This is a genomic window from Nocardia aegles (assembly GCF_052545135.1).
Map to the genome: position 1 here is coordinate 500,439 of NZ_JBQWRI010000001.1, position 20,957 is coordinate 521,395.

Consider the following 20,957-nt stretch of genomic DNA (forward strand, 5'->3'; position numbering starts at 1 on the left):
CCCCTCTCGCGCTCAGCCGGGACGACCTCCGAACACGATCGGATTGTTGACAATCATACGATGCCCTCTTAGGGTGTCAATGTGGAACAGGGCCCGATTGTCGTCGTCCTGCACAGCGACAGTGTGCCCGACGCCGAACGAATGGACCGAGTAGCAGGTCGCGCCACCATCCGATACACCGAGGCACCCGGGTTGGCGAATGCCCTGCGCGGAGCGGAGGTCTTGTTCGTCTACGACTTTCGCACCCGGGCGCTGCCCGGCGCGTGGCATGCCGCCGACCGTCTGCGCTGGGTGCACATGGGATCCACCGGCGTCGACCCGGCGATGTTCCCCGAGCTGCGAGCCAGTGACGTGGTGGTGACCAACACCAGAGGCGTCTTCGACGCCGCGATCGCCGAGTACGTCCTCGGGCAGATTCTCGGTTTCGCCAAAGACCTGGCCGGCTCGCTGCTGCTGCAACAGCGGCACGCGTGGCGGCATCGGGAATCCGAACGGGTCGCGGGGGCGACGGCGTTGATCGTGGGCACCGGCTCGATCGGGCGTCACATCGCCCGATCGCTGCGCGCGGTCGGGATGACCGTGCGCGCCGTGGGCAGGCGGGCGCGCGCGCAGGACCCGGATTTCGGCGAGATCACCACCGACCTGCACGCCGAACTGGCCCGCGCCGACTACGTCGTCGCGATCGCTCCGCTCACCGAGCAGACCAGGAACATGTTCGACACCGCCGCCTTCGCCGCGATGAAGCCGCACGCCAGGTTTGTCAACGTCGGGCGCGGGGAACTCGTCGTGACCGACGATCTCGTCGCCGCGCTGCGCACCGGATCGATCGCCGCGGCGGCGCTCGATGTGGTGGACCCCGAGCCGCTCCCCGCCGATCACCCCCTGTGGGAACTGCCGAACGTCCGGATCACCCCGCACAACTCCGGTGACTTCATCGGATGGCGCACCGAGATCGTCGACGCGTTCACCGAGAACTTCGACAACTGGATCGCCGGCCGTCCGCTGGACAACGTGGTCGACAAAAGGCTGGGGTACGTGCCCGGCTGAAGGAGCCCATCTATGAGCTACCCCGTCAAGAACCAACCCACCGACCCGACCGCCATGACCGCGGTCGAGTTGGTCTCGGCCTACGCGGCGGGTGCGTTGTCGCCCGTCGAGGCAACCGAGGCGATCCTGCGCGCGATCGCCGACCGCGACGGAGCGCTCAACGCCTTCTGTCTCGTCGATCATGATCGGGCCCTGGTGCAGGCGAAGGATTCCGAGGCGCGCTGGCAGTCCGGTCATGCCAGGGGGCTGCTCGACGGCGTGCCGATCTCGATCAAGGACGTATTCCTGACCGAGGGCCGGCCCACCCGACGCGGCTCCACATCCATCGACCCGGCCGGACCGTGGCTGGTGGACAGTCCGGTGGCCGCGCGACTGCGCGAGGACGGCATGGTCTTGCTCGGCAAGACCACCACTCCGGAGATCGCGTGGAAGGCGGTCACCGACAGCCCGCTGGCTGGTGTAACCCGGAATCCGGCCGACCCGGCCACCACCGCGGGCGGCTCCTCCGGCGGCAGCGCCGCGGCTGTCGCGGCGGGCATGGGCCCGGTCTCGGTGGGTACGGACGGCGGTGGCAGCGTGCGCATTCCGGCCGCTTTCTGCGGCATCGTCGGGTTCAAGCCCACCTATGGCCGGATTCCGCTGTATCCGGCCAGTGCGTTCGGTCCGCTGGCGCATGCGGGCCCGATGACGCGCACCGTCGAGGACGCGGCGCTGCTGATGGACATCCTCTCGCTACCCGATCCGCGCGATCCCACCGCGCTGGCTCCCACGCTCACCGCTTTCCGCGCCGAAATGCAGCGCGAGGTGCGGGGATTGCGCGTGGCGTACTCACCCGCGCTCGGCTACGCGACGGTCGACCCGGAGGTCGCCGCGATCGTGGAGGCGGCGGTGACCCGGCTGGCCGCCGCCGAACTCCGGGTCGCCACAGCGGATCCGGGATTCGAGGACCCGCGCGAGGCGTTCGAGACACTGTGGGCGGCAGGCGCGGCCCGCATGCTGTCCGGTTTCCCGGAGGGCACGCGCGAACGCGTGGATCCCGGCCTGCGCGCGGTATGGGAGCACGGTGAAACCGTCACCGCGGTCGACTATCTCGCCGCGCGCGACGTGGCGGCCCAGATCGGCATCACGATGGGCGCATTCCACAACGACTACGACGTCCTGATCACCCCGACGGTGCCGATTCCGGCCTTCGAGGCAGGACACGACGTGCCGCCGGGCAGCGGCCTGCGCGGCTGGCCCGAGTGGACACCCTTCACCTACCCGTTCAATCTCACCCAGCAACCCGCGATCAGCATCCCGGCGGGCGCCACCCGCGCGGGTCTACCGGTCGGACTGCAGATCGTCGGTCCGCGCCACTCCGACGATCTGATCCTCGCGGTGGCCCGCTACGCCGAATTCGTGCTGGCCTCCTGAACGAGAGTGGCCCCGCGGAAGACCGCGGGGCCACCGTTCCCGCCGTGGTTCAGGCGCGGGCGACGACGAGCGTCTCGCCTCGCACACCGTGCAACCACAGTGTGTTGCACGCAGCGGCCATCTCGGCGAGCCCATTCTCGATGGCGGCGAAGACATTTCCCGGCACCCAACCGAGGTCGCCGTTGATCAGCAGATTGTTGCGGCCGTAGAACAGCGCGAGATCGGTCGCGCCGCGCTCGTGCTCGGCCGTGGAGCCGGACTCGTAGCCGTATGCCGGGTTGCCGATCTCCCACGGCTCGAAATCGAACAGGCACACGTCGCCGGGGATGGGCGTCACCGTCGGATTCTCCCGATGCGGCGCCGCGCCGATCCGCGGCAGCAGGGTGTACACCTCGTTGCGGGCGTACTTGGCGTGGAAGGCGTCGCCTTCCTGCGGCAGCGCGTTCCACACCGCGGCGCAGGTCTGGGGTGCTTCCTCGTCGAGCAAACGGGCGCGGCAGGTCACCGCGGCTTTGGTGAGCGTGATGGTGATGTAGCGGGCCATGCGGTCCTGCTTCCTGAGCGGGCCCGCCGGGCGGGCACAGTGGGCGGGTAGGGTGCACGGCTACAACTGGGCGAGCACCTCGGACCAGATCGCCAGAGCGTCCTCGATCTGCGTATCGGTCACGATCAGCGGCGGAATCATCCGCACCACGTTCGAGTGCGCGCCGCAGGTCAGCAGCAGCAGTCCCTTGTCCACCGCCGCGCGCTGGGCGGCCGCGGCGGTGGCGGTATCGGGCTCGCCGGTGGACGTGGTGAATTCGGCGCCCACGAGCAACCCGAGGCCGCGCACGTCGCCGATCGACTTGGTGGCGCTGTCGCGCAGACCGCGCAGCAGCTGTGTCCCGCGGGCGGCCGCGTTGTCCACCAGCCCTTCGGATTCGATGACCTCGAGCGTGGCGATCGCCGCCGCGCAGGCCACCGCGTTGCCGCCGTAGGTGCCGCCTTGCGAGCCCGGCCACGCTAGCGTCATCAGTTCGCGCGACGCCGCGATGCCGGACAGCGGGAAGCCGCTGGCCAGACCCTTCGCGATGGTGATCACGTCGGGCCGGACGCCGAAGTGCTGATGCCCGAAGAACTTCCCGGTGCGCCCGAAGCCGGTCTGGATCTCGTCGAAGACCAGCAGGATGCCGTGCCGGTCCGCGCGTTCGCGCAGCCCGCGGAAGAACTCGGTGTTGCCGGGGACGTAACCGCCCTCGCCGAGCATCGGCTCCACGATGAACGCGGCGGTCTCGGCGGGCGAGGTGAGCGTGGCGAACAGGTAGTCGAGTTCGCGTAGCGCGAAGACGGTGGCTTCCCGCTCGCTCCAGCCGTAGCGGTAGGCGGTGGGGAACGGCGCGACGTGCACGCCGGACGTGAGCGGGCCGAACCCGGCGGAGAACCGGGTACCGGAGGTGGTCATGGTCGCGGCGGCCATGGTGCGGCCGTGAAAGCCGCCGTGGAAGACGACCACGTTCGGGCGCCCGGTGGCCTGGCGGACCAGTCGCAGTGCGGCCTCGACCGCCTCGCTGCCGGAGTTGGCGAAGAACAGCGTGTCCAGTCCTTCCGGAAGCACCGCGCCGAGCCGTTCGGTCAGCTCCAGCAGGGGCCGATGCAGCACGGTCGTGTACTGGCCATGGATGAGCGAAGCCACCTGCGCCTGCGCGGCGGCGACCACTTTCGGGTGGCAGTGGCCGGTGCTGGTCACCCCGATGCCCGCGGTGAAGTCCAGGTAGCGGCGTCCGTCGGTGCCGTAGAGGTAGCACCCCGCGCCGTGGTCGACGATCACCGGAGTGGCCTGTTTCAGGATGGGCGAGAGCTCGGTCATGGTGATTCGCCTCCCGGTGCGGGTGGGATGAGAAGAGTGCGTATTGTCGGATTGTCGACAATATGCATAACATGGCCGAACGGGTCGCAGCAATGGCCCAACGGCTGCGCGGTGCCGAAAGGAGCCCACCGACCATGCTCATCGAAGGCGCGCTCAGCGCGGCAGAGCGTGCCGCGATCGACACGGTGCCGCGCGGCTTGTTCATCCAGGGGCAGTGGCGGGCGGCGGCCGGGACGCTACCGGTCTTCGATCCGGCAACGGGTGAACTGCTGTGCGAGGTCGCCGACACGGCCCCGGACGACGGTCGCGCGGCGCTGGACGCGGCCTGCGCGGCGCAGCCGGACTGGGCGGCCGAGCCGGCCCAGCGCGCGACTCCCGCCGACCCCCGCTGACTCGACGGTGAGCCGACGCGACGACTTCGCGCAGCCGCGGACCCGCCTCGGCCGCGTGAGGAACTCTTGACGCGGACCGATCAGGCGGTCAGCCAGATGGCCTCGGCGGCGGGGCGTCCGAGATCGGTCGGTGCGTCGGTGGCGCCGATGCGGATCGCGATGGTGCCCGCGAAATCACGGCGTTCGACGACCGCGATGGCGGTGTCCAAGGCGATGCCGACCGAGTCGAAGTAGCGCAGCATGTCGGGATCGGCGTCGGAGATGCGCGCGACCCGGCCGGATTCACCGGCGTGGAAGTCGCTGAGCTGGCGCGCGGGCGGGGTGGGCACCGCGCCGTCCACCGACGGGATCGGGTCGCCGTGCGGATCGCGACCGGGGTATCCGAGTTTCGCGTCGATCCGGGCCATCAGCAGTTCGGAGACCGCGTGCTCGAGCACCTCGGCTTCGTCGTGCACCTCGTCCCAGCCGTAACCGAGCTCGTTCACCAGGAACGTCTCGAGGAGCCGATGCCTGCGCACCATCGCGATGGCGGCCCGCCGACCCTCCGGGGTGAGGGCGATCGCGCCGTAGCGGGCATGCTCGACCAGCCCCTGGTCGGAGAGTTTGCGGACGGCTTCGGACACGGTCGAGGCCGACACGCCGATCCGTTCGGCGAGCAACTTGGTGGTCACTTTCTCCTGCGACCACTCCTGCGCGGTCCAGATGACCTTCAGGTAGTCCTGGGCGACCGACGAGAGCACCGGCGCGATCGTCGCGGTACCGCCGTGCCTATCGCCGGGCTCCGGGGCGTCGGCCAACTCGCGTCGAGTGGCGATATCTCGTTTACCTGGCACATACTCGAGCTTAGGCATTGGCGTGCCGATACACACATCCTCGACCCCTGGTCGGCAAGGATCGACAACGAATCGCTATTCGCCGTTCACCCACCGGGAACTGGGCGGATCGCTGCCCGGGGGGGCGTGGAATCATGCCGTTCTCGACAGATCCGGTGTGTTCCCATCCGCGGCCGAGCGGCAGGCGGCGAAACCCCGGCGGAGGGGACGTTGTTCCGGTCGTTGGAGGGTGGGGTGGTGCGGTGAGCACGGCGGGTGAGGCGTTGCGGAATGTTCGGTAGGGGACTTCTCCGCAGTGGTTCAGTTCGGCAACCTTCGGCATACCGGGGCGACGCATATGACGGGGATGACGGGGATCCGTCGCGGGCGAGTGCTCAGTTGGGGCACTCGCAGGGGGCGGCGGTGGCGACTCGTCACTACATTGATGAGGCGGGGTGAACGCACCCTGCGGTCGACAATGCGGATGTTCTAGAGTCGCTGGCGCCGACCAATCTTGGAGCAAAACTGAAATGAGGGTCGGATGGTTTCGGTTGGGTTGGTTCCTGAGCTGCAAGTTAGGGTCTGAATCGTGCAGAGATGGCGAAGTCTCGACGAGGTGCCCGCGGACTGGGGGCGCTGTGTCCTCACGATCGGTGTGTTCGACGGTGTGCACCGCGGCCACGCGCAGTTGATCAGCCGGGCCGTGAAGTCCGCCGCCGCGCGCGGCGTGCCCGCGGTGCTGATGACGTTCGATCCGCATCCGATGGAAGTGGTCCGCCCCGGCTCGCACCCGGCGCAACTGACCACGCTCACCCGCCGCGCCGAACTGGCCGAGGAGCTGGGCGTGGACGTGTTCTGCGTCATTCCCTTCACCCAGGAGTTCATGAAGCTGACTCCGGCGCGTTATGTCCACGATCTGCTCGTGGAGCGGCTGCACGTGGTGGAGGTGGTGGTCGGCGACAACTTCACCTTCGGCAAGAAGGCCGCGGGCACGGTCGAGACCATGCGCGAGCTCGGTCACCGTTTCGGCTTCGAGGTCGACGGCGTGTCGCTGCTCGCCGAACACGCCGTGACCTTCTCCTCGACCTACATCCGCGCGTGCGTCGACGCAGGCGACATGGCGGCCGCGGCCGAGGCGCTCGGGCGTCCACACCGCGTGGAAGGCGTCGTCGTGCACGGTGACGGCCGCGGCAAGCAGCTCGGCTTCCCCACCGCGAATGTCGCGCCGCCGATGCATGCCGCCATTCCGGCCGACGGCGTGTACGCCGGCTGGTTCACCGTGCTCGGCCCCGGCCCCACCATCGGCACCGTCACCCCCGGCGACCGGGCCATGGCCGCCGTCTCGGTGGGCACCAACCCGACCTTCTCCGGACGCGCCCGCACGGTGGAGGCATATGTGCTCGACGGCGAGGCCGATCTCTACGGTCAGCATGTCGCGGTGGACTTCGTCGAGCACATCCGGGGCCAGCGCAGATTCGACTCGGTGGACGAGCTCATCGAGTCCATGGGCCGCGATGTGGAGACCGCACGCAAAATCCTCACCGCCGTCGACGCGCGCTGAAACGTCAGGACTTCATGAACCAGGGCAGGTCGTCGCCGAGCTGCTCGGGTGCCTGACGTACCGGCCGTGCCCGGCTGCCGGACAGTCCTTGTCGCCGCAGGTCGGGATGAGTTTCGCGGAGCGCCTGCCGCTGGCGTCGATCGGGATGTACCGATCCGGGATTCCGGGCACGACCGGGGCCCGCGATTTCGGCGGGAAGATGCTGGTCCGGTAGGGTGGTCCCTCGGGTTTGCTGCGGTCCGCGGTGGCGCCCATACCCGGGTAACCGGACATTCGAGCGCGGAACTGAGAAACAGGAGTGGATGCCCCATGGCGCTGACCACCGAGCAGAAGTCGGCGATTCTCGCCGAGTACGGCCTGCACGAGAAGGACACCGGTTCGCCGGAGGCGCAGATCGCGCTGCTGTCCAAGCGCATCGCCGACATCACCGAGCACCTCAAGAAGCACAAGCACGACCACCACACCCGCCACGGCCTGATGGCGCTGATCGGTCGTCGCAAGCGGCTGTCGAAGTACCTGCAGGACAACGACATCAACCGCTACCGTTCGCTGATCGAGCGGCTCGGGCTCAGGCGCTGATTTCTCGCATCCGAGCGACCGCTGCCGGCGACTTCGTCGCGACGCAGCGGCCACTCGGACGCGACCCGGGCCGCGAACGGAACAGGCTCGGTCTCGCTTCGCTCGGAAGACGTGGTCGAGGTGAGCTGAGCGCGTCTTGACGGTGCGGTCCGGGCGTATGCCTGTCGTGGCGGGGCCGCGTTGTTCGGCGTTATCCGGCGCAGCCGCGTCGGTTTGTTCGTTCGCCGTCCGGGGGGTGCGGCGTCTATAGGTAATTGCTGTTCTGGGCGTTCGGGTCGCCGCTGGTAACCACTGCTCGTAGTACTTTCGCTCTGCCGAGTCGTGCACGCTTGCCTGATCGTGAGGCGATCCGTCGTGGTTTCGTACGGGCCCGACGCGGGCCGGCTGGTTGTTGCGCCTGCCGCGTCAGAAGTCAGGGGTGTCGGTCCGGCCCTGCTTGCGCGGTTCCGGCCGTGGCCACCGGGCAGCCGGTGTGCCGATGGGCGGAGTGGTAGGCGGTTGCTCGACACGGGGGTGTCCGAGGCGGTCGCTGGTTCGGCCAACGGGGAGACGTACAATCGCACCGTTGGTTATATGTGTGTAGAGGGGTGCGGACTGCCCCCGTCGCACGACAACATTGCACAGCCGTATGCACCCGTCGCGTGGCGTCGGTCTTCGGTAGTGGCCTAACGGCAGGAGTTGGCGCCGTCGGGCTTCGATCGATGACCGCCTCCGCGTCGCCGTTTCCAAGGGGATTCGGCCGGGTGTGCGCGTCGCAGCCAGGAGGGTTGCCGCGCGTCCGTACCCGGTACGGCTGACGACAGCCGGATCGCGCCAGCGTGCGCTCGAGCCGGCGAAGACGAGAGGTTGAGAGAGAACAATGACCGAAACAACTGAACGCAAGAGCTCGGCCGTCGAGGTCGAGCCGGGCGTGTTCGAATCCGTCGCGCTGATCGACAACGGCAGCTACGGCACCCGCACCATCCGGTTCGAGACCGGACGCCTCGCCCGGCAGGCCGCCGGTTCGGTCGCCGCCTACCTGGACGACGAGACCATGCTGCTGTCGGCCACCACCGTGGGCAAGCAGCCCAAGGACCAGTTCGACTTCTTCCCGCTGACGGTCGACGTCGAGGAGCGGATGTACGCGGCGGGCCGCATCCCCGGCTCGTTCTTCCGGCGCGAGGGCCGTCCCTCCACCGACGCGATCCTGACCTGCCGCCTGATCGACCGTCCGCTGCGTCCGTCGTTCGTCGACGGCCTGCGCAACGAGATCCAGGTCGTGGTCACGGTGCTGAGCCTGGACCCGAAGGACCTCTACGACGTGGTGGCCATCAACGCCGCGTCCGCGTCCACGCAGATCGCGGGCCTGCCGTTCTCCGGCCCGGTCGGCGGTGTGCGCGTCGCGCTGATCCACGACGGGGCGGCGTCCCAATGGGTCGCCTTCCCGACCACCGAGCAGTTGGAGGGCGCGGTGTTCGACATGGTCGTCGCGGGCCGCGTGGTCGACTCCGGTGACGTCGCCATCATGATGGTCGAGGCGGAGGCGACCGAGAACGTCATCACGCTGGTCGAGGGCGGTGCGCAGGCGCCGACCGAGGCCGTCGTCGCCGAGGGCCTCGAGGCCGCGAAGCCGTTCATCGCCCGCCTGTGCCGCGCGCAGCAGGATCTGGCCGAGCTGGCCGCCAAGCCCACCGAGGAGTTCCCGCTCTTCCCGCCGTACGGCCAGGATGTGTACGAGGCCGTCGAGGGCACCGCGAAGCGGGAGCTGAGCGAGGCGCTGAGCATCTCCGGCAAACAGGAGCGCGAGGAGAAGATCGACGAGATCAAGCTCGCCGTGCTCGACCGCCTGGCCGACGACTACGCCGGGCGGGAGAAGGAGCTGGGCGCGGCGTTCCGCTCCGTCACCAAGAAGCTGGTCCGCCAGCGCATCCTGTCCGACGGCTTCCGCATCGACGGCCGTGGGCTGGCCGACATCCGCGCACTGTCCGCCGAGGTCGCCGTGGTGCCCCGGGCGCACGGCTCGGCGCTGTTCGAGCGGGGCGAGACCCAGATCCTCGGCGTCACCACGCTGGACATGGTGAAGATGGCCCAGCAGGTCGACTCGCTCGGCCCGGAGACCAGCAAGCGCTACATGCACCACTACAACTTCCCGCCGTTCTCCACCGGTGAGACCGGCCGGGTGGGTTCCCCCAAGCGCCGCGAGATCGGCCACGGTGCGCTGGCCGAGCGCGCGCTGATCCCGGTGCTGCCCAGCCAGGAGGAGTTCCCGTACGCCATCCGTCAGGTGTCGGAGGCGCTGGGTTCCAACGGCTCCACCTCGATGGGTTCGGTGTGCGCCTCCACCCTGTCGCTGCTGAACGCCGGTGTGCCGCTGAAGGCGCCGGTCGCCGGTATCGCGATGGGTCTGGTGTCGGACACCGTCACCAACGACCAGGGTGAGGAAGAGGTCCGCTACGTCGCGCTGACCGACATCCTGGGCGCCGAGGACGCCTTCGGCGACATGGACTTCAAGGTCGCGGGCACCCGCCAGTTCGTCACCGCGTTGCAACTGGATACCAAGCTGGACGGTATCCCGTCGCAGGTGCTGGCCGGTGCGCTGAGCCAGGCCCACGACGCGCGCACCACGATCCTGGACGTGATGGCCGAGGCCATCACCACCCCGGACGAGATGAGCCCGTACGCGCCGCGCGTCACCGCGATCAAGATCCCGGTCGACAAGATCGGCGAGGTGATCGGCCCCAAGGGCAAGGTGATCAACCAGATCACCGAGGACACCGGTGCGAACATCTCCATCGAGGACGACGGCACCGTGTTCGTCGGCGCGACCGACGGCCCGTCCGCGCAGGCCGCGATCGACGCGATCAACGCCATCGCCAACCCGCAGCTGCCGAAGGTCGGCGAGCGCTTCCTGGGCACGGTCGTCAAGACCACCGCCTTCGGTGCTTTCGTCTCGCTGCTGCCGGGTCGCGACGGTCTGGTGCACATCTCCAAGCTGGGCAACGGCAAGCGTGTGGCCAAGGTCGAGGACGTGGTGAACGTCGGCGACAAGCTGCGGGTGGAGATCGCCGACATCGACAACCGCGGCAAGATCTCGCTCGTTCCGGTCGAGGAGAACACCGAGGAGACCGGCGACGCCGCCGATGCGGGCTCGGCGGGGACCGAGTAGTACTTGTCTCTGTGACGAAGAAGAAGACGACAACCCCTCTGCTCAGCACCGGGCAGGGGGGTTCGTCACTCGAGCTGCGGATGGACGCGGACAGCGGCGTGCGGCGCACCGTGCTGCCCGGCGGATTGCGTGTGGTCACCGAGCACCTGCCCGGGGTGCGCTCGGCGTCGGTCGGAGTCTGGGTGGGCGTCGGGTCGCGCGACGAAGGGCCGACGGTCGCGGGGGCCGCGCACTTCCTGGAACACCTGCTGTTCAAGGCCACGCCGACGCGGTCGGCGCTGGACATCGCCGAGGCGATGGACGCGGTCGGCGGTGAACTGAACGCCTTCACCGCGAAGGAGCAGACCTGCTACTACGCACATGTCCTGGACGACGACTTGCCCTTGGCGGTCGACATGGTCTCCGACGTGGTGCTCAACGGCTTGTGCCGGGCTTCGGACGTGGACGTGGAGCGGCAGGTGGTGCTCGAGGAGATCGCCATGCGCGACGACGACCCCGAGGACCTGGTCGGCGACTCTTTCCTGGCCGCGCTGTTCGGCGACCATCCGATCGGGCGTCCGGTGATCGGCTCGATCGAATCCATCGAAGGGATGCGAGCCGCGCAGTTGCGGTCGTTCCACCTGCGACGCTACCGGCCGGACCGGATGGTGGTCGCGGTCGCGGGCAACGTGGAGCACGACCACACCGTGGAATTGGTGCATCGCGCCTTCGAGAACCGGCTCGACCCCGCGGCGGAGCCGGCCCGGCGGCGCGAGGGCCGGTTCCGGCCACAGGGCAGCCCGCAGCTGCACTGGAGCCATCGCGACAGCGAGCAGGCACATCTGGCCTTCGGCGTGCGCGCCTTCGGACGGCACGAAGGGGATCTGCGCTGGCCGCTGTCGGTGTTGAACACCGTGGTCGGCGGCGGATTGAGTTCCCGTTTGTTCCAGCGCATCAGGGAGGAGCGGGGGCTGGCCTACTCGGTGTATTCCAGTGTGGACACCTTCGCCGACACCGGTGCGTTCTCGGTTTACATCGGCTGCCAGCCGGAGAACCTCGGGCAGGTGGCGGCACTGGCCCGCGGCGTGCTGGAGGAAGTCGCCGCCGACGGCATCAGCGACGCCGAGTGTGCCCGCGCCAAAGGCTCGTTGCGCGGTGGGCTGGTGCTCGGTCTGGAGGACTCGGCCTCGCGGATGAATCGGCTGGGGCGCAGCGAGCTCAGCTACGGCAACCATCGCAGTGTGTCGGAGACCTTGGCTCGCATCGACGCCGTCACGACCGACGAAGTGTCGGCTGTCGCGCGGACGCTGCTGGCGCGGCCGTTCGCCGCGTCGGTCGCCGGACCGTACAAGCGCACCCGGGATCTGCCCGCTGCGGTCCGCCGGCTGGTGCCGAGCTGACCCCGACCCGAGCGCGGGGTTGCGGCTTGGCGGAGGTTCCGTTGCCGCGATACTGTTTCGGCCGCCCGGCCTTCGGTGTTCGGCGGAGGGCGCTGAACTCGATTGTCCGGGTATCGGATCCGGCGATCTCTGGCAAGGAGTCGAGATGAACCGAACGAGTCGTGCTCTTCGCGTGTTCGGCGTGGTTTCGCTGCCCGTCGTCGTGCTGGCCGGGTGCGGCGGAACGGACGCGGACGCGGGCAAGCCGGGTGAGCCGACCGCGGCCGCGCTGCGTGCGGACGCCACGAAGATGAACGACGCGCTGGCGAGTCACGACTACGCGGCCGCGTATCAATTCCGTTCCGCGCGTTGCCGGCTCACCCTCAACGAGGACGACTTCGCGGCGTCCATGGCGCAGCTCTACGACGGCCGGGACCTGAAGTCCAAGCCGTCGGAGGTCACCGTCACCACGTCCGGAACGACCGGGACGGTCACGGTCAAGAACTTCGACGCTCGCGCGTCCGAGGACGACGCGAAGCCGAAGACCTGGACGTTCGTCGACGGGCAGTGGCGCTTCGACGCCTGCTGACCGCGACCCGCTCGTCCGGGTCATCCCGGCGAGCGCGGTTGGCCGCTGCCACGATTGGTCGCTGCCACGCCGTCGCCTGACTGATCGCGGCCGGTCTCGGCCTGCGCCGTGACCGGCCGGCGGTCGGGCGGCATGAGCGGCGATTGGCTTTTTGCCACGGGTGTCCGCTAATGTTCTGTGTCGCATCCCGGTCACCGCGGTGCGAATGCGGATGTAGCGCAGCTGGTAGCGCATCACCTTGCCAAGGTGAGGGTCGCGGGTTCGAATCCCGTCATCCGCTCCACGAAATCACCCGCGCGGGCGATCGCGCCGCTCGCCTGTGCCATGCGACCTCCTGCGTGGACGATCCGTCCGACGGCCCGGAACGAATGTCGTCGTTCTACCTGGGTCCGGCGGCGCAAACCGCCCCGCATTCGAGATCGGGATGTTTCGGCACGGCCGGTTCGGGCATGTCCGCACGTGCGGGCTTCGCCGTGAGGCCCCGATCGGTTACTGCGTGTTCGATCCTGTCGTCCTCGACGAACGGAGCAAGCAGTGAAGATCGCCATGGTGTTGCGGTCCGCGGGCCTGCCGATCGAGCGCGGTGGTGGCGACGCCGGTGGCCGAAATCTCCACGTCACCCAGCACAACAGGCCGCCTCCCGAGCGCGGAGTGCCGATCGGCACGAGCCCGTCGCCGAACCCGCATGCGGTGTTGTGCGACGACGCGACCGGCAACGAGGCCGACACCGTCGCGACGGTGTCGGAGATCTGTCGGATGCTCGTGCGCGGGCCGTACCCGGTGTTGGACATCCGGTGACGTCGGTGGGCGATCCGCTCGTCGTAATCGGCGATGCGCTGCTCGACATCGACGTCGACGGCCGCGTCGACCGATACAGCCCGGATTCGGCCGCTCCCATCGTCGAGGTCGCGCACCGGACGTTGCGCCCCGGTGGCGCGGGATTGGCGGCCCGGCTCGCCGCGGCCGAGGAGCGGGAGATCGTGCTGATCGCGGGCTTCGCCGCCGACGAGGCGGGTGCCCGGTTGCGCGGGCTGCTGGACCCGCATCTGCGGGTCATCGCCCTTCCCGTTCGCGGTTCGACGGTCTGCAAGCAGCGAGTGCGGGCGATCGGACCGTGGGCCGCCTCCACCGGTCACGCCCGGGCCCGGCAGGCCCGGCGGCCCGTCCTGATCACCAGAGTCGACTCCGGCGCCGGGCGGGTCGGCGCCGACCCGCTTCCCGACGAGGCGGTCGCAGTGCTGACGGCGGCCCGCGCTGTCCTGGTCTCGGACTACGGTGGCGGCGCCGCGGCGCACCCGCAGATCCGTGGGCTGCTGCGCGCCCACGCCGACCGCGTTCCGATCGTCTGGGATCCCCATCCGCGCGGACCCGTACCGGTCCCCGGCGCGGCGCTGGTCACACCGAACCGTGCCGAAGCGCTCACCCTGCTGTCCGGGCGGCTGGACCACGGACCGGACCTGTGGAAGCTCGCCAAAGGGTGGGCCGTCGGGGCGATCGCGGTGAAGCTCGGAACGGAAGGGGCGCTGGTTTGCCTGCGAGCGTCGGGCAAACGCCTACGGATTCCGCTTCCGTCCGTGGCCAGGGCGCCGGAGGGCAGTGACACGTGCGGCGCCGGTGACAGTTTCGCCGTTGCCGCGGCAGCCCGCTTGGCCGAGGGCCGCGGACCGGAGAGCGCGGTGCGCCGCGCGGTGCCGGCGGCAGCGGAGTTCGTCGGGTCGGGTGCCGCCGCCGCGTTCTCGGAGACGGAGCCGGTCACGGTGTCCGAAGCGATTGCCGCCCGGTGGCGGCTGTGAACCCGATCAGTGCTCCCGAAGCTTGCGGGCCTGGAAGCTCTTGTGTGCCAGGCGATCACCCCGATGCCCGGAAACTCGGCCCGGCCTCGCTTTTCCGGCGGCAACCGAGGCTCCCCATGCCCGCGCCCGACGCGGATGACATACTGGGTCGCAGGTCACCGGCTGCCGCCACGATGTGCGCGGGCGCCGGCCGTTGAGTCAACAGCGGATTCTCGGCCGAACGCGCCCGTGTCCGCGTGCTCCCATCGAAGGGATGGCGGCGGTCCGGGTGGCGTCACGGCCGCAAGCCCCTTGTACCTCGGAGAGGCATTGCATTCATGACTCAACGCATGCACCCCCGCGTGCCGGACGCGACCACCGAAGGCTCCGTACCGTCGGACCAGCCCGCGGTGGGAAGCTTCCGGTTCTGGTTCGCCACCCGGCGCTGGGAATGGTCGGCCGAGGTCTATCGGATGCACGGATACCGTCCCGGTGAGATCGAGCCCACCACGGAACTGTTGCTCGCGCACAAACATCCGGACGACCGTACGCACGTCGCCGAGACCATCGAGCGCGCCGTAGATCGTGGCGAGACCTTCTCGAGCAGGCATCGGTTCATCGACCTGTCCGGCCAGGAACACACCGTGCTCGTCGTCGCCGACCGGATCCTGGACGACACCGGAACCGCGGTCGGTACCTCCGGCTTCTACGTCGATCTCTCCGACACCATCGCCGAAGCGCATCAAGCGATGCTCGCCGCGACCCTGCCCGGTCTCTACGAGAACCGCGCGGTGATCGAGCAGGCAAAGGGCGTGCTCATGCGCGTCTACCAGATCAGCGCCGATCAGGCGTTCCAGGTGCTGCGCTGGCGTTCTCAGGAGACCAACACGAAACTGCGTGCGCTGGCCCAGCAACTGATGGCCGAACTTCCGCTCGTGCCGCCGCCGCCCGCCGATCTGGTCGCCGCGTTCGACCACATCCTGCTCACCGTCCACCACCGCATACCCCGCGACTGACCATCGCATCCCCGGCCGGAGAGCCCGCAAACGGTGCGGGGATTTCGTTTTCCGGATCGATGCCGCAGGCGACTTCGTCTATCGCGCTGACATCGTCGCCGAACGACTGACAGGCTCGAAGGTGCGGTCCAGTGCCGACCACCCGGCCGCCGGAGGTGTGCATGACCTGTCAGAACGGCGTGGAAGGCATCCGGACCGCCAACGGTCTGTTGCTCGTCACGCACGGTGAGCTGGACGCGGCGACCGCCGACGAGTGGTTCATCGCGATCACCGAAGTTGCCGAGAAGTATTGCGGCGCAACGCCGCAGCCCACTTCGATCGTCATCGACCTGTGCCGGGTGCGTTTCCTTTCCGGTGCGGGCGTCCGCGAGGTGCTACGGCTGGTGGAGTGGAGTGCGCGAGCGGGTATCCCGGTCGGGATGACCGTGCCGGACGACGGCCCCGTGCGGCGCATCCTGGACGTGCTGGGCGTGGGGGAGAGCGTGCCGGTCATGGAATGTCCGGTACCCACGAACGCTTGACACAGCCGTCGGGCGGTATTCCGGCGACCGTCGCGTTGCGCCATATGGCGAGCGTGGCAACGCTGGAGAAGCGAAACGAGGAACTCATGGCACCGGCGACCGCGAACCACAGGACCGCCACTCCCCGCCGGACGCGGCGCGGAACCGACAGCTACGACGGCATAGAACCGTGGCTGGAGAAGTTGTCCGCGATGGACGAGAACAACCCCGAACACGCACGCCTGCGCGAAGACATCCTGCGCCGGTGCCTGCCGCTGGCCGAGCACATCGCCCGTCGCTTCGTCGGCCGCGGCGAGAACTACGACGATCTGTACCAGATCGCCGCCGTCGGGCTGGTGCTCGCGGTCGATCGCTTCGATCCGGCGCGGGGGCCGTCGTTCCTGTCGTTCGCGGTCCCCACGATCATGGGGGAGGTGCGCCGCCATTTCCGCGACCACAGCTGGGCGGTGCGGGTACCACGCCGGATCAAGGAGATCCAGTTGACCATCGGCCCGGCCGTGGAGCGGCTGTCGCAGCGCCTGGAGCGGATGCCCACCGCTGTCGAGATCGCGGTGGACCTGAACCTCGACCTGACGGAAGTCACGCAGGCGCTGCTGGCGGGCAACGCCTACTCCACGAACTCGATCGACGCCGTCGTCGAGGACGACGACAGCGGCAGCGCCTCGGTCCGGGTCGCGGAGACCTTCGGCGACGAGGATCCGTCCTATGAGCTGACCGACGAGGCCCTCGCGGTCGCCCCGTTGCTGGCCGAACTGCCCGAGCGTGAGCGGCGCGTGCTGCACATGCGATTCTTCGAGGGTCGCACGCAAGCGCAGATCGCCGCGGTGCTCGGCGTGTCCCAGATGCACATCTCCCGGGTCCTGTCGCGAACCCTCGCCGAGCTGCGTCGGCGGGCTCTGTGTGACTGACCGCGGCTGCCGCGCGGCGAGTTCGGCCGCAACCGCCGTCGAGCGCCGGGCGAACTCACGCGTGGAGAGTCGTGTGGGGCGCTCGCCCGTAGGCGTCGCGGTACGCGGTCGCGAATCGTCCGGGATGAGCGAAGCCCCAAGCCGCGGCGATCGAGGTCACGGTGTGTCCGGCGGCGGGCGTACTGTCGCGCAGTTGTTCGTGCGCTCCGCGCAGGCGAAGCCGCCGCAGGTACGCCATGGGCGTGGTGTCGAGATGGCGGCGGAACGCCAGTTGCAGCGCACGAACGGTGACATACGATGCCGCGGCGATGTCGGCGACGCTGATGTCGTCGCGAACGCTCGACTCGAGGTACGCCAGCGCGCGTCGCACGGTGTCGGGATGGGCGTCGTTGCGGTCGCTCGCCGTCGGTTCGGTGCGCGCGGTGCTCGGGAGTGCGTGCAACACGCTGGCGGCCAGGTACTGCGTCGCCGTGGAGACGATGAGCGGCTGCTCGCACGCCACGCGATCGGCGGCGAGACCACGCATGTGCTCCAGCACGTTGGACAGGTGCCGCCCGGCGGCGGCGGATACCGGCCGGTGGCCGGTCAGCCGGACCGGTTCCAGGTCGTGGTCGGGGGCCGCGGCTGCGACCTGGGTGAGCAACGCGGGGTCGAACATCGTGATGCTGTAGCGGGCGTGATGGATGATCCCGGAATACGGCAGGTCGGGTGGAGTGAGCAGCCCCAGCTCGCCGGGCTGGAAGAAGTCGGTGCTGCCGTCGGCGTAGTTTTCTTCGATCGACCCCGAGTCCACCTCGCACAGGCAGATCTTGCCCAGCGGCTGGGCGTCGTACTTCATGTCGAAGGTCAATACGAGATCGTCCAGGCTGACCTGGCCGAGGATCTTCCGGGTGATGTCCGTCTGCACCGGTACACCCGTGCTGTTGCCGATCCGCATCCTCGTGTAGTTCAGGCTGAGGAAATCCTCGGTGTCGCCCAAACTGTCGCTGTGGAAGGCCAATGACTTCATTGCTGCGGCACTCCTGCTTTTTCGAATACGGCATCCCGCCCAGCACGTCGTAGGAATGTGTCGAGCTGCTCCGCTCGACGTACGAACTGGTCACAACCGGGTCGTATCAGGCAGGTGGGCGCGGTTGGTACCACGTGGTGCGGGCGAGGGTCGGAATCCCGGAGACACCGCAAGGACGATTACCCGTCTCGGCTACTTTTCAACCGTGGGACTGTTCCCACTCTACCGCCGCGCGGCGCCCGCATCGAGGCGAGTTCAGCGGCTGGTGCCGACCTCGCCGCCGGTCGTGCGGGCCTTGCCGTGTTTCGTCCGCACCCGAGCGGCCACCCTAAGAATCCCGCCTTCGAGGCCAGTGCGCCGGCCGCCGTCGCGAAGCGGTCGAACATCGACAATTTTCCCTTGACATCCGACGGCATGGTCGCGGGCCTTCCCGCGACCGTGTCTTCGGCGTGCTGAGCCATGCGAGTCCTCTCGACAATGCCCGATCCAGCTGGACTTCGGTTACCGCGACCGGTCCCGCCCAAACGCGACGACCGGCGCAGCGGTGCCACCGATGCGCTGGTGCTGCCTCGAAACCATTGCCCACGTGGGTTATTCGTCGGGCTCGTCGCGCGGCGGCAGGTAGGCCTCGGCCTCCTCGGTCCGGCCGCGGGCGAGGTCGCACCCTCTCGCGAGTTCGGTATCGAGTTCCACAGCCACACCAGGAAGACGGCGACACCACACCGAGAGCCGCACGCCCGCCGACGAGGCCAGGGGAGCAACGAAACAGGATCGGAGCCAGAGCGGTTCGGTGATGTCGGCCCCCTCGGCGACTGCTGCGCACAGTGCGCGGGAGGTGGGGAAAATCCGTTGTTGCCCCGCACCACGAAACCGTAACGTCGCTTCGGTTTGCCCATCGATCGACCGAAGGAGACCCATCGTGGACCCCGTCACCGAACGCGACATCAGGTCGTCGTTCGTCAACTGCTCTAAAGGCGATGCCAAACGGCTGCCGGTGCCCAAGGACCTGGACGAACGGCCCTGGGCGGAGCTGGACTTCCTGGGCTGGAGTGATCCGTCTTTGCCGGGCCGCGGCTACCTGGTCGTGCCGCAGGACGACGGCTTGGTGGGCGTGGCACTGCGCTATGCCACCGGCGGCAGCGGCCGGGCGCAGATGTGCACGATCTGCCTGACCACCCACACCGGCGGCGGGGTCTCGCTGATGACCGCGCACAAGGCCGGCGAATCCGGGCGCAGGGGTAACTCGGTAGGCACCTACATGTGCACCGATCTGGCCTGCTCCCTCTACGCGCGCAACAAGAAGCGTCCCGCGCTCGGGAGCCGCTACCGCGAGGATCTCACGCCGGAGGAGAAGATCGAGCGGGTACGCGACAACCTGAACACGTTCCTGGCGAAGCTCTACGCCTGATCGCGTTCGCCCATCCACCGGCAGCCGGTGCGCTGCCCGCGAGAACGGAGGTAGATGCCATGTGCCGACATTCGACAACCGCACGATCGAGCCGCCCCGAGTTGCCCGACACCGCGGCTGAACTCGGGGTGGCCGTGATTGCTCGCCGGTCGAGTCGGCCCGGATCAGCCGGGTCGTCCCGTCCGGTGAGCAATCACAGTGCAGGACATCCCGGGCGCGTCAGCCCGCCGGTTCGTCGCGCGCGGGTTCCCACACCGGGGCAGCGTATGCGGGCCGCGCGTGCCCGGGCGGGGAACGGCGACCGTCCGATGTGCCCGCGCCGGGCGCGGTAGCGTCGGCGGCATGAAGATTCGTGGAGCGGTCCTGGAGCAGATCGCGGCACCGGCGCCGTTCGCCGAATCGGCGCCGATCAGCGTGTGCGATCTGGAGCTGGGCGAGCCCGGGCCGGGCGAATTGCTGGTCCGGATCGAGGCGGCGGGGATCTGCCATTCGGATCTGTCGGTGGTGGACGGCAACCGGATCCGGCCGGTGCCCATGCTGCTCGGCCACGAGGCCGCGGGCAAGGTGGAAGCGGTCGGCCCCGGTGCCGGTGACATCGCGGTCGGCCGGCGCGTGGTCATGACGTTCCTGCCGCGGTGCGGCGAGTGCGCGGGCTGCGCTACCGGCGGTCGCACGCCCTGCGTGCCCGGCAGCGCGGCCAACAACGCGGGCGAGTTGCTCAACGGTGGTCGGCGATTGTTCCGTGACGGCGCCGCGGTGCACCACCACCTGGGTGTGTCCGCTTTCGCGACGCACGCGGTGGTGGATCGCAGGTCGGTGGTGCCGGTCGAGGACGACGTGCCCGCCGAGGTCGCCGCTGTCCTCGGTTGCGCCGTGCTGACCGGCGGGGGCGCCCTGGTGAACTCGGCGCGGCCGGGCGCCGGTGACCGGGTGATGGTCGTCGGCCTGGGCGGCGTCGGGATGGCGGCGGTGCTGGTCGCGATGTCGCTCGCCGCCGAGGGACACGAGGTGATCGCGGTCGACACCGTGCCGGAGAAGCTGGCGCTGGCCCGGAAGCTGGGCGCGCACGCGGCGTACACCCCGGCCGAGGTCGCCGAACTCGGTGTGCAGGCCGAGGTGGTGGTCGAGGCCGCGGGCAACGTCCGCGCCTTCGAGACCGCCGTCGCCGCGACCGCTGCGGGCGGCACGACCGTCACGGTCGGACTGCCTGCTCCCGATGCGCGCGCCAGTATCTCGCCACTGGCTTTGGTCGCCCAGGGGCGTTCCATCGTCGGCAGCTACCTCGGTTCCGCGGTACCGGCACGGGACATTCCCGAGTACGTCCGCATGTGGCGGTCGGGACGTCTGCCGGTGGAGCGGCTCGTCTCGGCGCATATCGGGCTCGACGAGATCAACCGCGCTATGGACGAACTCGCCGCGGGTCACGCGTTGCGCCAGATCATCGTCTTCGACTGACCCGGTCCGTCGCCGGGCGTCCGACGCAGGTCGCTCAGTCGGCGGGCCGGTCCATCGGGTCGAGAATCGCTCCAGCGGGCGGGCGAACTCGGCGTGCCCGGCGGGGTCCGGTCCGCCAGGGCGGCG

At 69.1% G+C, this 20,957-nt stretch carries 19 protein-coding genes and 1 tRNA gene; 16 read left to right on the plus strand and 4 right to left on the minus strand.

Annotation, left to right across the window (positions count from 1 at the left end; genetic code table 11):
- Positions 1 to 81: 81 nt before the first annotated feature.
- Positions 82 to 1,047, plus strand: coding sequence for a D-2-hydroxyacid dehydrogenase (locus ACT89H_RS02420; RefSeq protein WP_445106804.1), 966 nt, complete (start codon positions 82 to 84; stop codon positions 1,045 to 1,047).
- A gap of 12 nt (positions 1,048 to 1,059) precedes the next feature.
- A complete protein-coding gene (locus ACT89H_RS02425) occupies positions 1,060 to 2,460 on the plus strand; it encodes an amidase (protein ID WP_445106805.1) in 1,401 nt (466 codons plus the stop codon).
- Positions 2,461 to 2,509: 49 nt separating this feature from the next.
- On the opposite strand, the gene ACT89H_RS02430 is transcribed toward ACT89H_RS02425, so the two are convergent.
- Both ACT89H_RS02430 and ACT89H_RS02435 read right to left on the minus strand, forming a co-directional pair.
- Positions 2,510 to 3,004, minus strand: coding sequence for a DUF3830 family protein (locus ACT89H_RS02430; RefSeq protein WP_445106806.1), 495 nt, complete (start codon positions 3,002 to 3,004; stop codon positions 2,510 to 2,512).
- A gap of 60 nt (positions 3,005 to 3,064) precedes the next feature.
- Positions 3,065 to 4,306, minus strand: a complete 1,242-nt coding sequence (locus ACT89H_RS02435; protein WP_445106807.1) for an aspartate aminotransferase family protein — start codon at positions 4,304 to 4,306, stop codon at positions 3,065 to 3,067.
- Positions 4,307 to 4,377: 71 nt separating this feature from the next.
- On the opposite strand from ACT89H_RS02435, the gene ACT89H_RS02440 reads away from it, so the two are divergent.
- Positions 4,378 to 4,698: an aldehyde dehydrogenase family protein gene (locus ACT89H_RS02440; RefSeq protein WP_445106808.1), complete on the plus strand. Its 321-nt coding sequence runs from the start codon at positions 4,378 to 4,380 to the stop codon at positions 4,696 to 4,698.
- Between the two features lie 80 nt (positions 4,699 to 4,778).
- Here ACT89H_RS02440 and ACT89H_RS02445 read toward each other — a convergent pair whose 3' ends face one another.
- Entirely contained in the window at positions 4,779 to 5,549 is a 771-nt protein-coding gene (locus ACT89H_RS02445) for a metal-dependent transcriptional regulator (protein WP_445106809.1), read from the minus strand.
- Positions 5,550 to 6,099: 550 nt separating this feature from the next.
- Between ACT89H_RS02445 and ACT89H_RS02450 the strand changes: the two genes are divergently transcribed.
- From ACT89H_RS02450 to ACT89H_RS02500, 11 genes are all read left to right on the plus strand, one after another.
- A complete protein-coding gene (locus tag ACT89H_RS02450) occupies positions 6,100 to 7,071 on the plus strand; it encodes a bifunctional riboflavin kinase/FAD synthetase (protein ID WP_445106810.1) in 972 nt (323 codons plus the stop codon).
- Positions 7,072 to 7,380: 309 nt separating this feature from the next.
- Positions 7,381 to 7,650 carry a 30S ribosomal protein S15 gene (rpsO, locus tag ACT89H_RS02455; RefSeq protein WP_039799352.1) on the plus strand — a complete coding sequence of 90 codons (270 nt, stop codon included), beginning with the start codon at positions 7,381 to 7,383 and terminating at the stop codon, positions 7,648 to 7,650.
- Positions 7,651 to 8,509: 859 nt separating this feature from the next.
- Positions 8,510 to 10,795: a polyribonucleotide nucleotidyltransferase gene (locus ACT89H_RS02460; RefSeq protein WP_445106811.1), complete on the plus strand. Its 2,286-nt coding sequence runs from the start codon at positions 8,510 to 8,512 to the stop codon at positions 10,793 to 10,795.
- Positions 10,796 to 10,875: 80 nt separating this feature from the next.
- Entirely contained in the window at positions 10,876 to 12,174 is a 1,299-nt protein-coding gene (locus ACT89H_RS02465) for a M16 family metallopeptidase (RefSeq protein ID WP_445107336.1), read from the plus strand.
- A gap of 145 nt (positions 12,175 to 12,319) precedes the next feature.
- Complete coding sequence (locus ACT89H_RS02470) at positions 12,320 to 12,742, plus strand: hypothetical protein (RefSeq protein ID WP_445106812.1); 423 nt, start codon at positions 12,320 to 12,322, stop codon at positions 12,740 to 12,742.
- 207 nt (positions 12,743 to 12,949) lie between these two features.
- Positions 12,950 to 13,025: transfer RNA gene (locus ACT89H_RS02475), tRNA-Gly, on the plus strand.
- Positions 13,026 to 13,276: 251 nt separating this feature from the next.
- The gene (locus ACT89H_RS02480; protein ID WP_445106813.1) at positions 13,277 to 13,540 is read left to right on the plus strand and encodes a hypothetical protein; all 264 of its coding nucleotides are present in this window, start codon (positions 13,277 to 13,279) and stop codon (positions 13,538 to 13,540) included.
- 5 nt (positions 13,541 to 13,545) lie between these two features.
- Positions 13,546 to 14,535, plus strand: coding sequence for a PfkB family carbohydrate kinase (locus ACT89H_RS02485; protein ID WP_445106814.1), 990 nt, complete (start codon positions 13,546 to 13,548; stop codon positions 14,533 to 14,535).
- A 317-nt stretch (positions 14,536 to 14,852) separates the two neighbouring features.
- The gene (locus tag ACT89H_RS02490) at positions 14,853 to 15,530 is read left to right on the plus strand and encodes a PAS and ANTAR domain-containing protein (RefSeq protein ID WP_445106815.1); all 678 of its coding nucleotides are present in this window, start codon (positions 14,853 to 14,855) and stop codon (positions 15,528 to 15,530) included.
- Between the two features lie 161 nt (positions 15,531 to 15,691).
- Positions 15,692 to 16,051: an STAS domain-containing protein gene (locus ACT89H_RS02495; protein ID WP_445106816.1), complete on the plus strand. Its 360-nt coding sequence runs from the start codon at positions 15,692 to 15,694 to the stop codon at positions 16,049 to 16,051.
- Between the two features lie 86 nt (positions 16,052 to 16,137).
- The gene (locus tag ACT89H_RS02500) at positions 16,138 to 16,959 is read left to right on the plus strand and encodes an RNA polymerase sigma factor SigF (RefSeq protein WP_445107337.1); all 822 of its coding nucleotides are present in this window, start codon (positions 16,138 to 16,140) and stop codon (positions 16,957 to 16,959) included.
- Positions 16,960 to 17,014: 55 nt separating this feature from the next.
- Here ACT89H_RS02500 and ACT89H_RS02505 read toward each other — a convergent pair whose 3' ends face one another.
- Complete coding sequence (locus ACT89H_RS02505; RefSeq protein ID WP_445106817.1) at positions 17,015 to 17,968, minus strand: helix-turn-helix transcriptional regulator; 954 nt, start codon at positions 17,966 to 17,968, stop codon at positions 17,015 to 17,017.
- Positions 17,969 to 18,887: 919 nt separating this feature from the next.
- Between ACT89H_RS02505 and ACT89H_RS02510 the strand changes: the two genes are divergently transcribed.
- Both ACT89H_RS02510 and ACT89H_RS02515 read left to right on the plus strand, forming a co-directional pair.
- The gene (locus tag ACT89H_RS02510; protein ID WP_445106818.1) at positions 18,888 to 19,376 is read left to right on the plus strand and encodes an FBP domain-containing protein; all 489 of its coding nucleotides are present in this window, start codon (positions 18,888 to 18,890) and stop codon (positions 19,374 to 19,376) included.
- Positions 19,377 to 19,718: 342 nt separating this feature from the next.
- Positions 19,719 to 20,831, plus strand: a complete 1,113-nt coding sequence (locus tag ACT89H_RS02515; protein ID WP_445106819.1) for an alcohol dehydrogenase catalytic domain-containing protein — start codon at positions 19,719 to 19,721, stop codon at positions 20,829 to 20,831.
- Positions 20,832 to 20,957: the final 126 nt, after the last annotated feature.

Coding starts and splice junctions, on each gene's coding strand:
- ACT89H_RS02425 (WP_445106805.1), top strand. CDS start 1,060: ATGAGCTACCCCGTCAAGAACCAACCCACCGACCCGACCGCCATGACC.
- ACT89H_RS02430 (WP_445106806.1), bottom strand. CDS start 3,004: ATGGCCCGCTACATCACCATCACGCTCACCAAAGCCGCGGTGACCTGC.
- ACT89H_RS02435 (WP_445106807.1), bottom strand. CDS start 4,306: ATGACCGAGCTCTCGCCCATCCTGAAACAGGCCACTCCGGTGATCGTC.
- ACT89H_RS02440 (WP_445106808.1), top strand. CDS start 4,378: ATGGCCGAACGGGTCGCAGCAATGGCCCAACGGCTGCGCGGTGCCGAA.
- ACT89H_RS02445 (WP_445106809.1), bottom strand. CDS start 5,549: ATGCCTAAGCTCGAGTATGTGCCAGGTAAACGAGATATCGCCACTCGA.
- rpsO (WP_039799352.1), top strand. CDS start 7,381: ATGGCGCTGACCACCGAGCAGAAGTCGGCGATTCTCGCCGAGTACGGC.
- ACT89H_RS02460 (WP_445106811.1), top strand. CDS start 8,510: ATGACCGAAACAACTGAACGCAAGAGCTCGGCCGTCGAGGTCGAGCCG.
- ACT89H_RS02465 (WP_445107336.1), top strand. CDS start 10,876: ATGGACGCGGACAGCGGCGTGCGGCGCACCGTGCTGCCCGGCGGATTG.
- ACT89H_RS02470 (WP_445106812.1), top strand. CDS start 12,320: ATGAACCGAACGAGTCGTGCTCTTCGCGTGTTCGGCGTGGTTTCGCTG.
- ACT89H_RS02490 (WP_445106815.1), top strand. CDS start 14,853: ATGACTCAACGCATGCACCCCCGCGTGCCGGACGCGACCACCGAAGGC.
- ACT89H_RS02495 (WP_445106816.1), top strand. CDS start 15,692: ATGACCTGTCAGAACGGCGTGGAAGGCATCCGGACCGCCAACGGTCTG.
- ACT89H_RS02500 (WP_445107337.1), top strand. CDS start 16,138: ATGGCACCGGCGACCGCGAACCACAGGACCGCCACTCCCCGCCGGACG.
- ACT89H_RS02505 (WP_445106817.1), bottom strand. CDS start 17,968: ATGAAGTCATTGGCCTTCCACAGCGACAGTTTGGGCGACACCGAGGAT.
- ACT89H_RS02515 (WP_445106819.1), top strand. CDS start 19,719: ATGAAGATTCGTGGAGCGGTCCTGGAGCAGATCGCGGCACCGGCGCCG.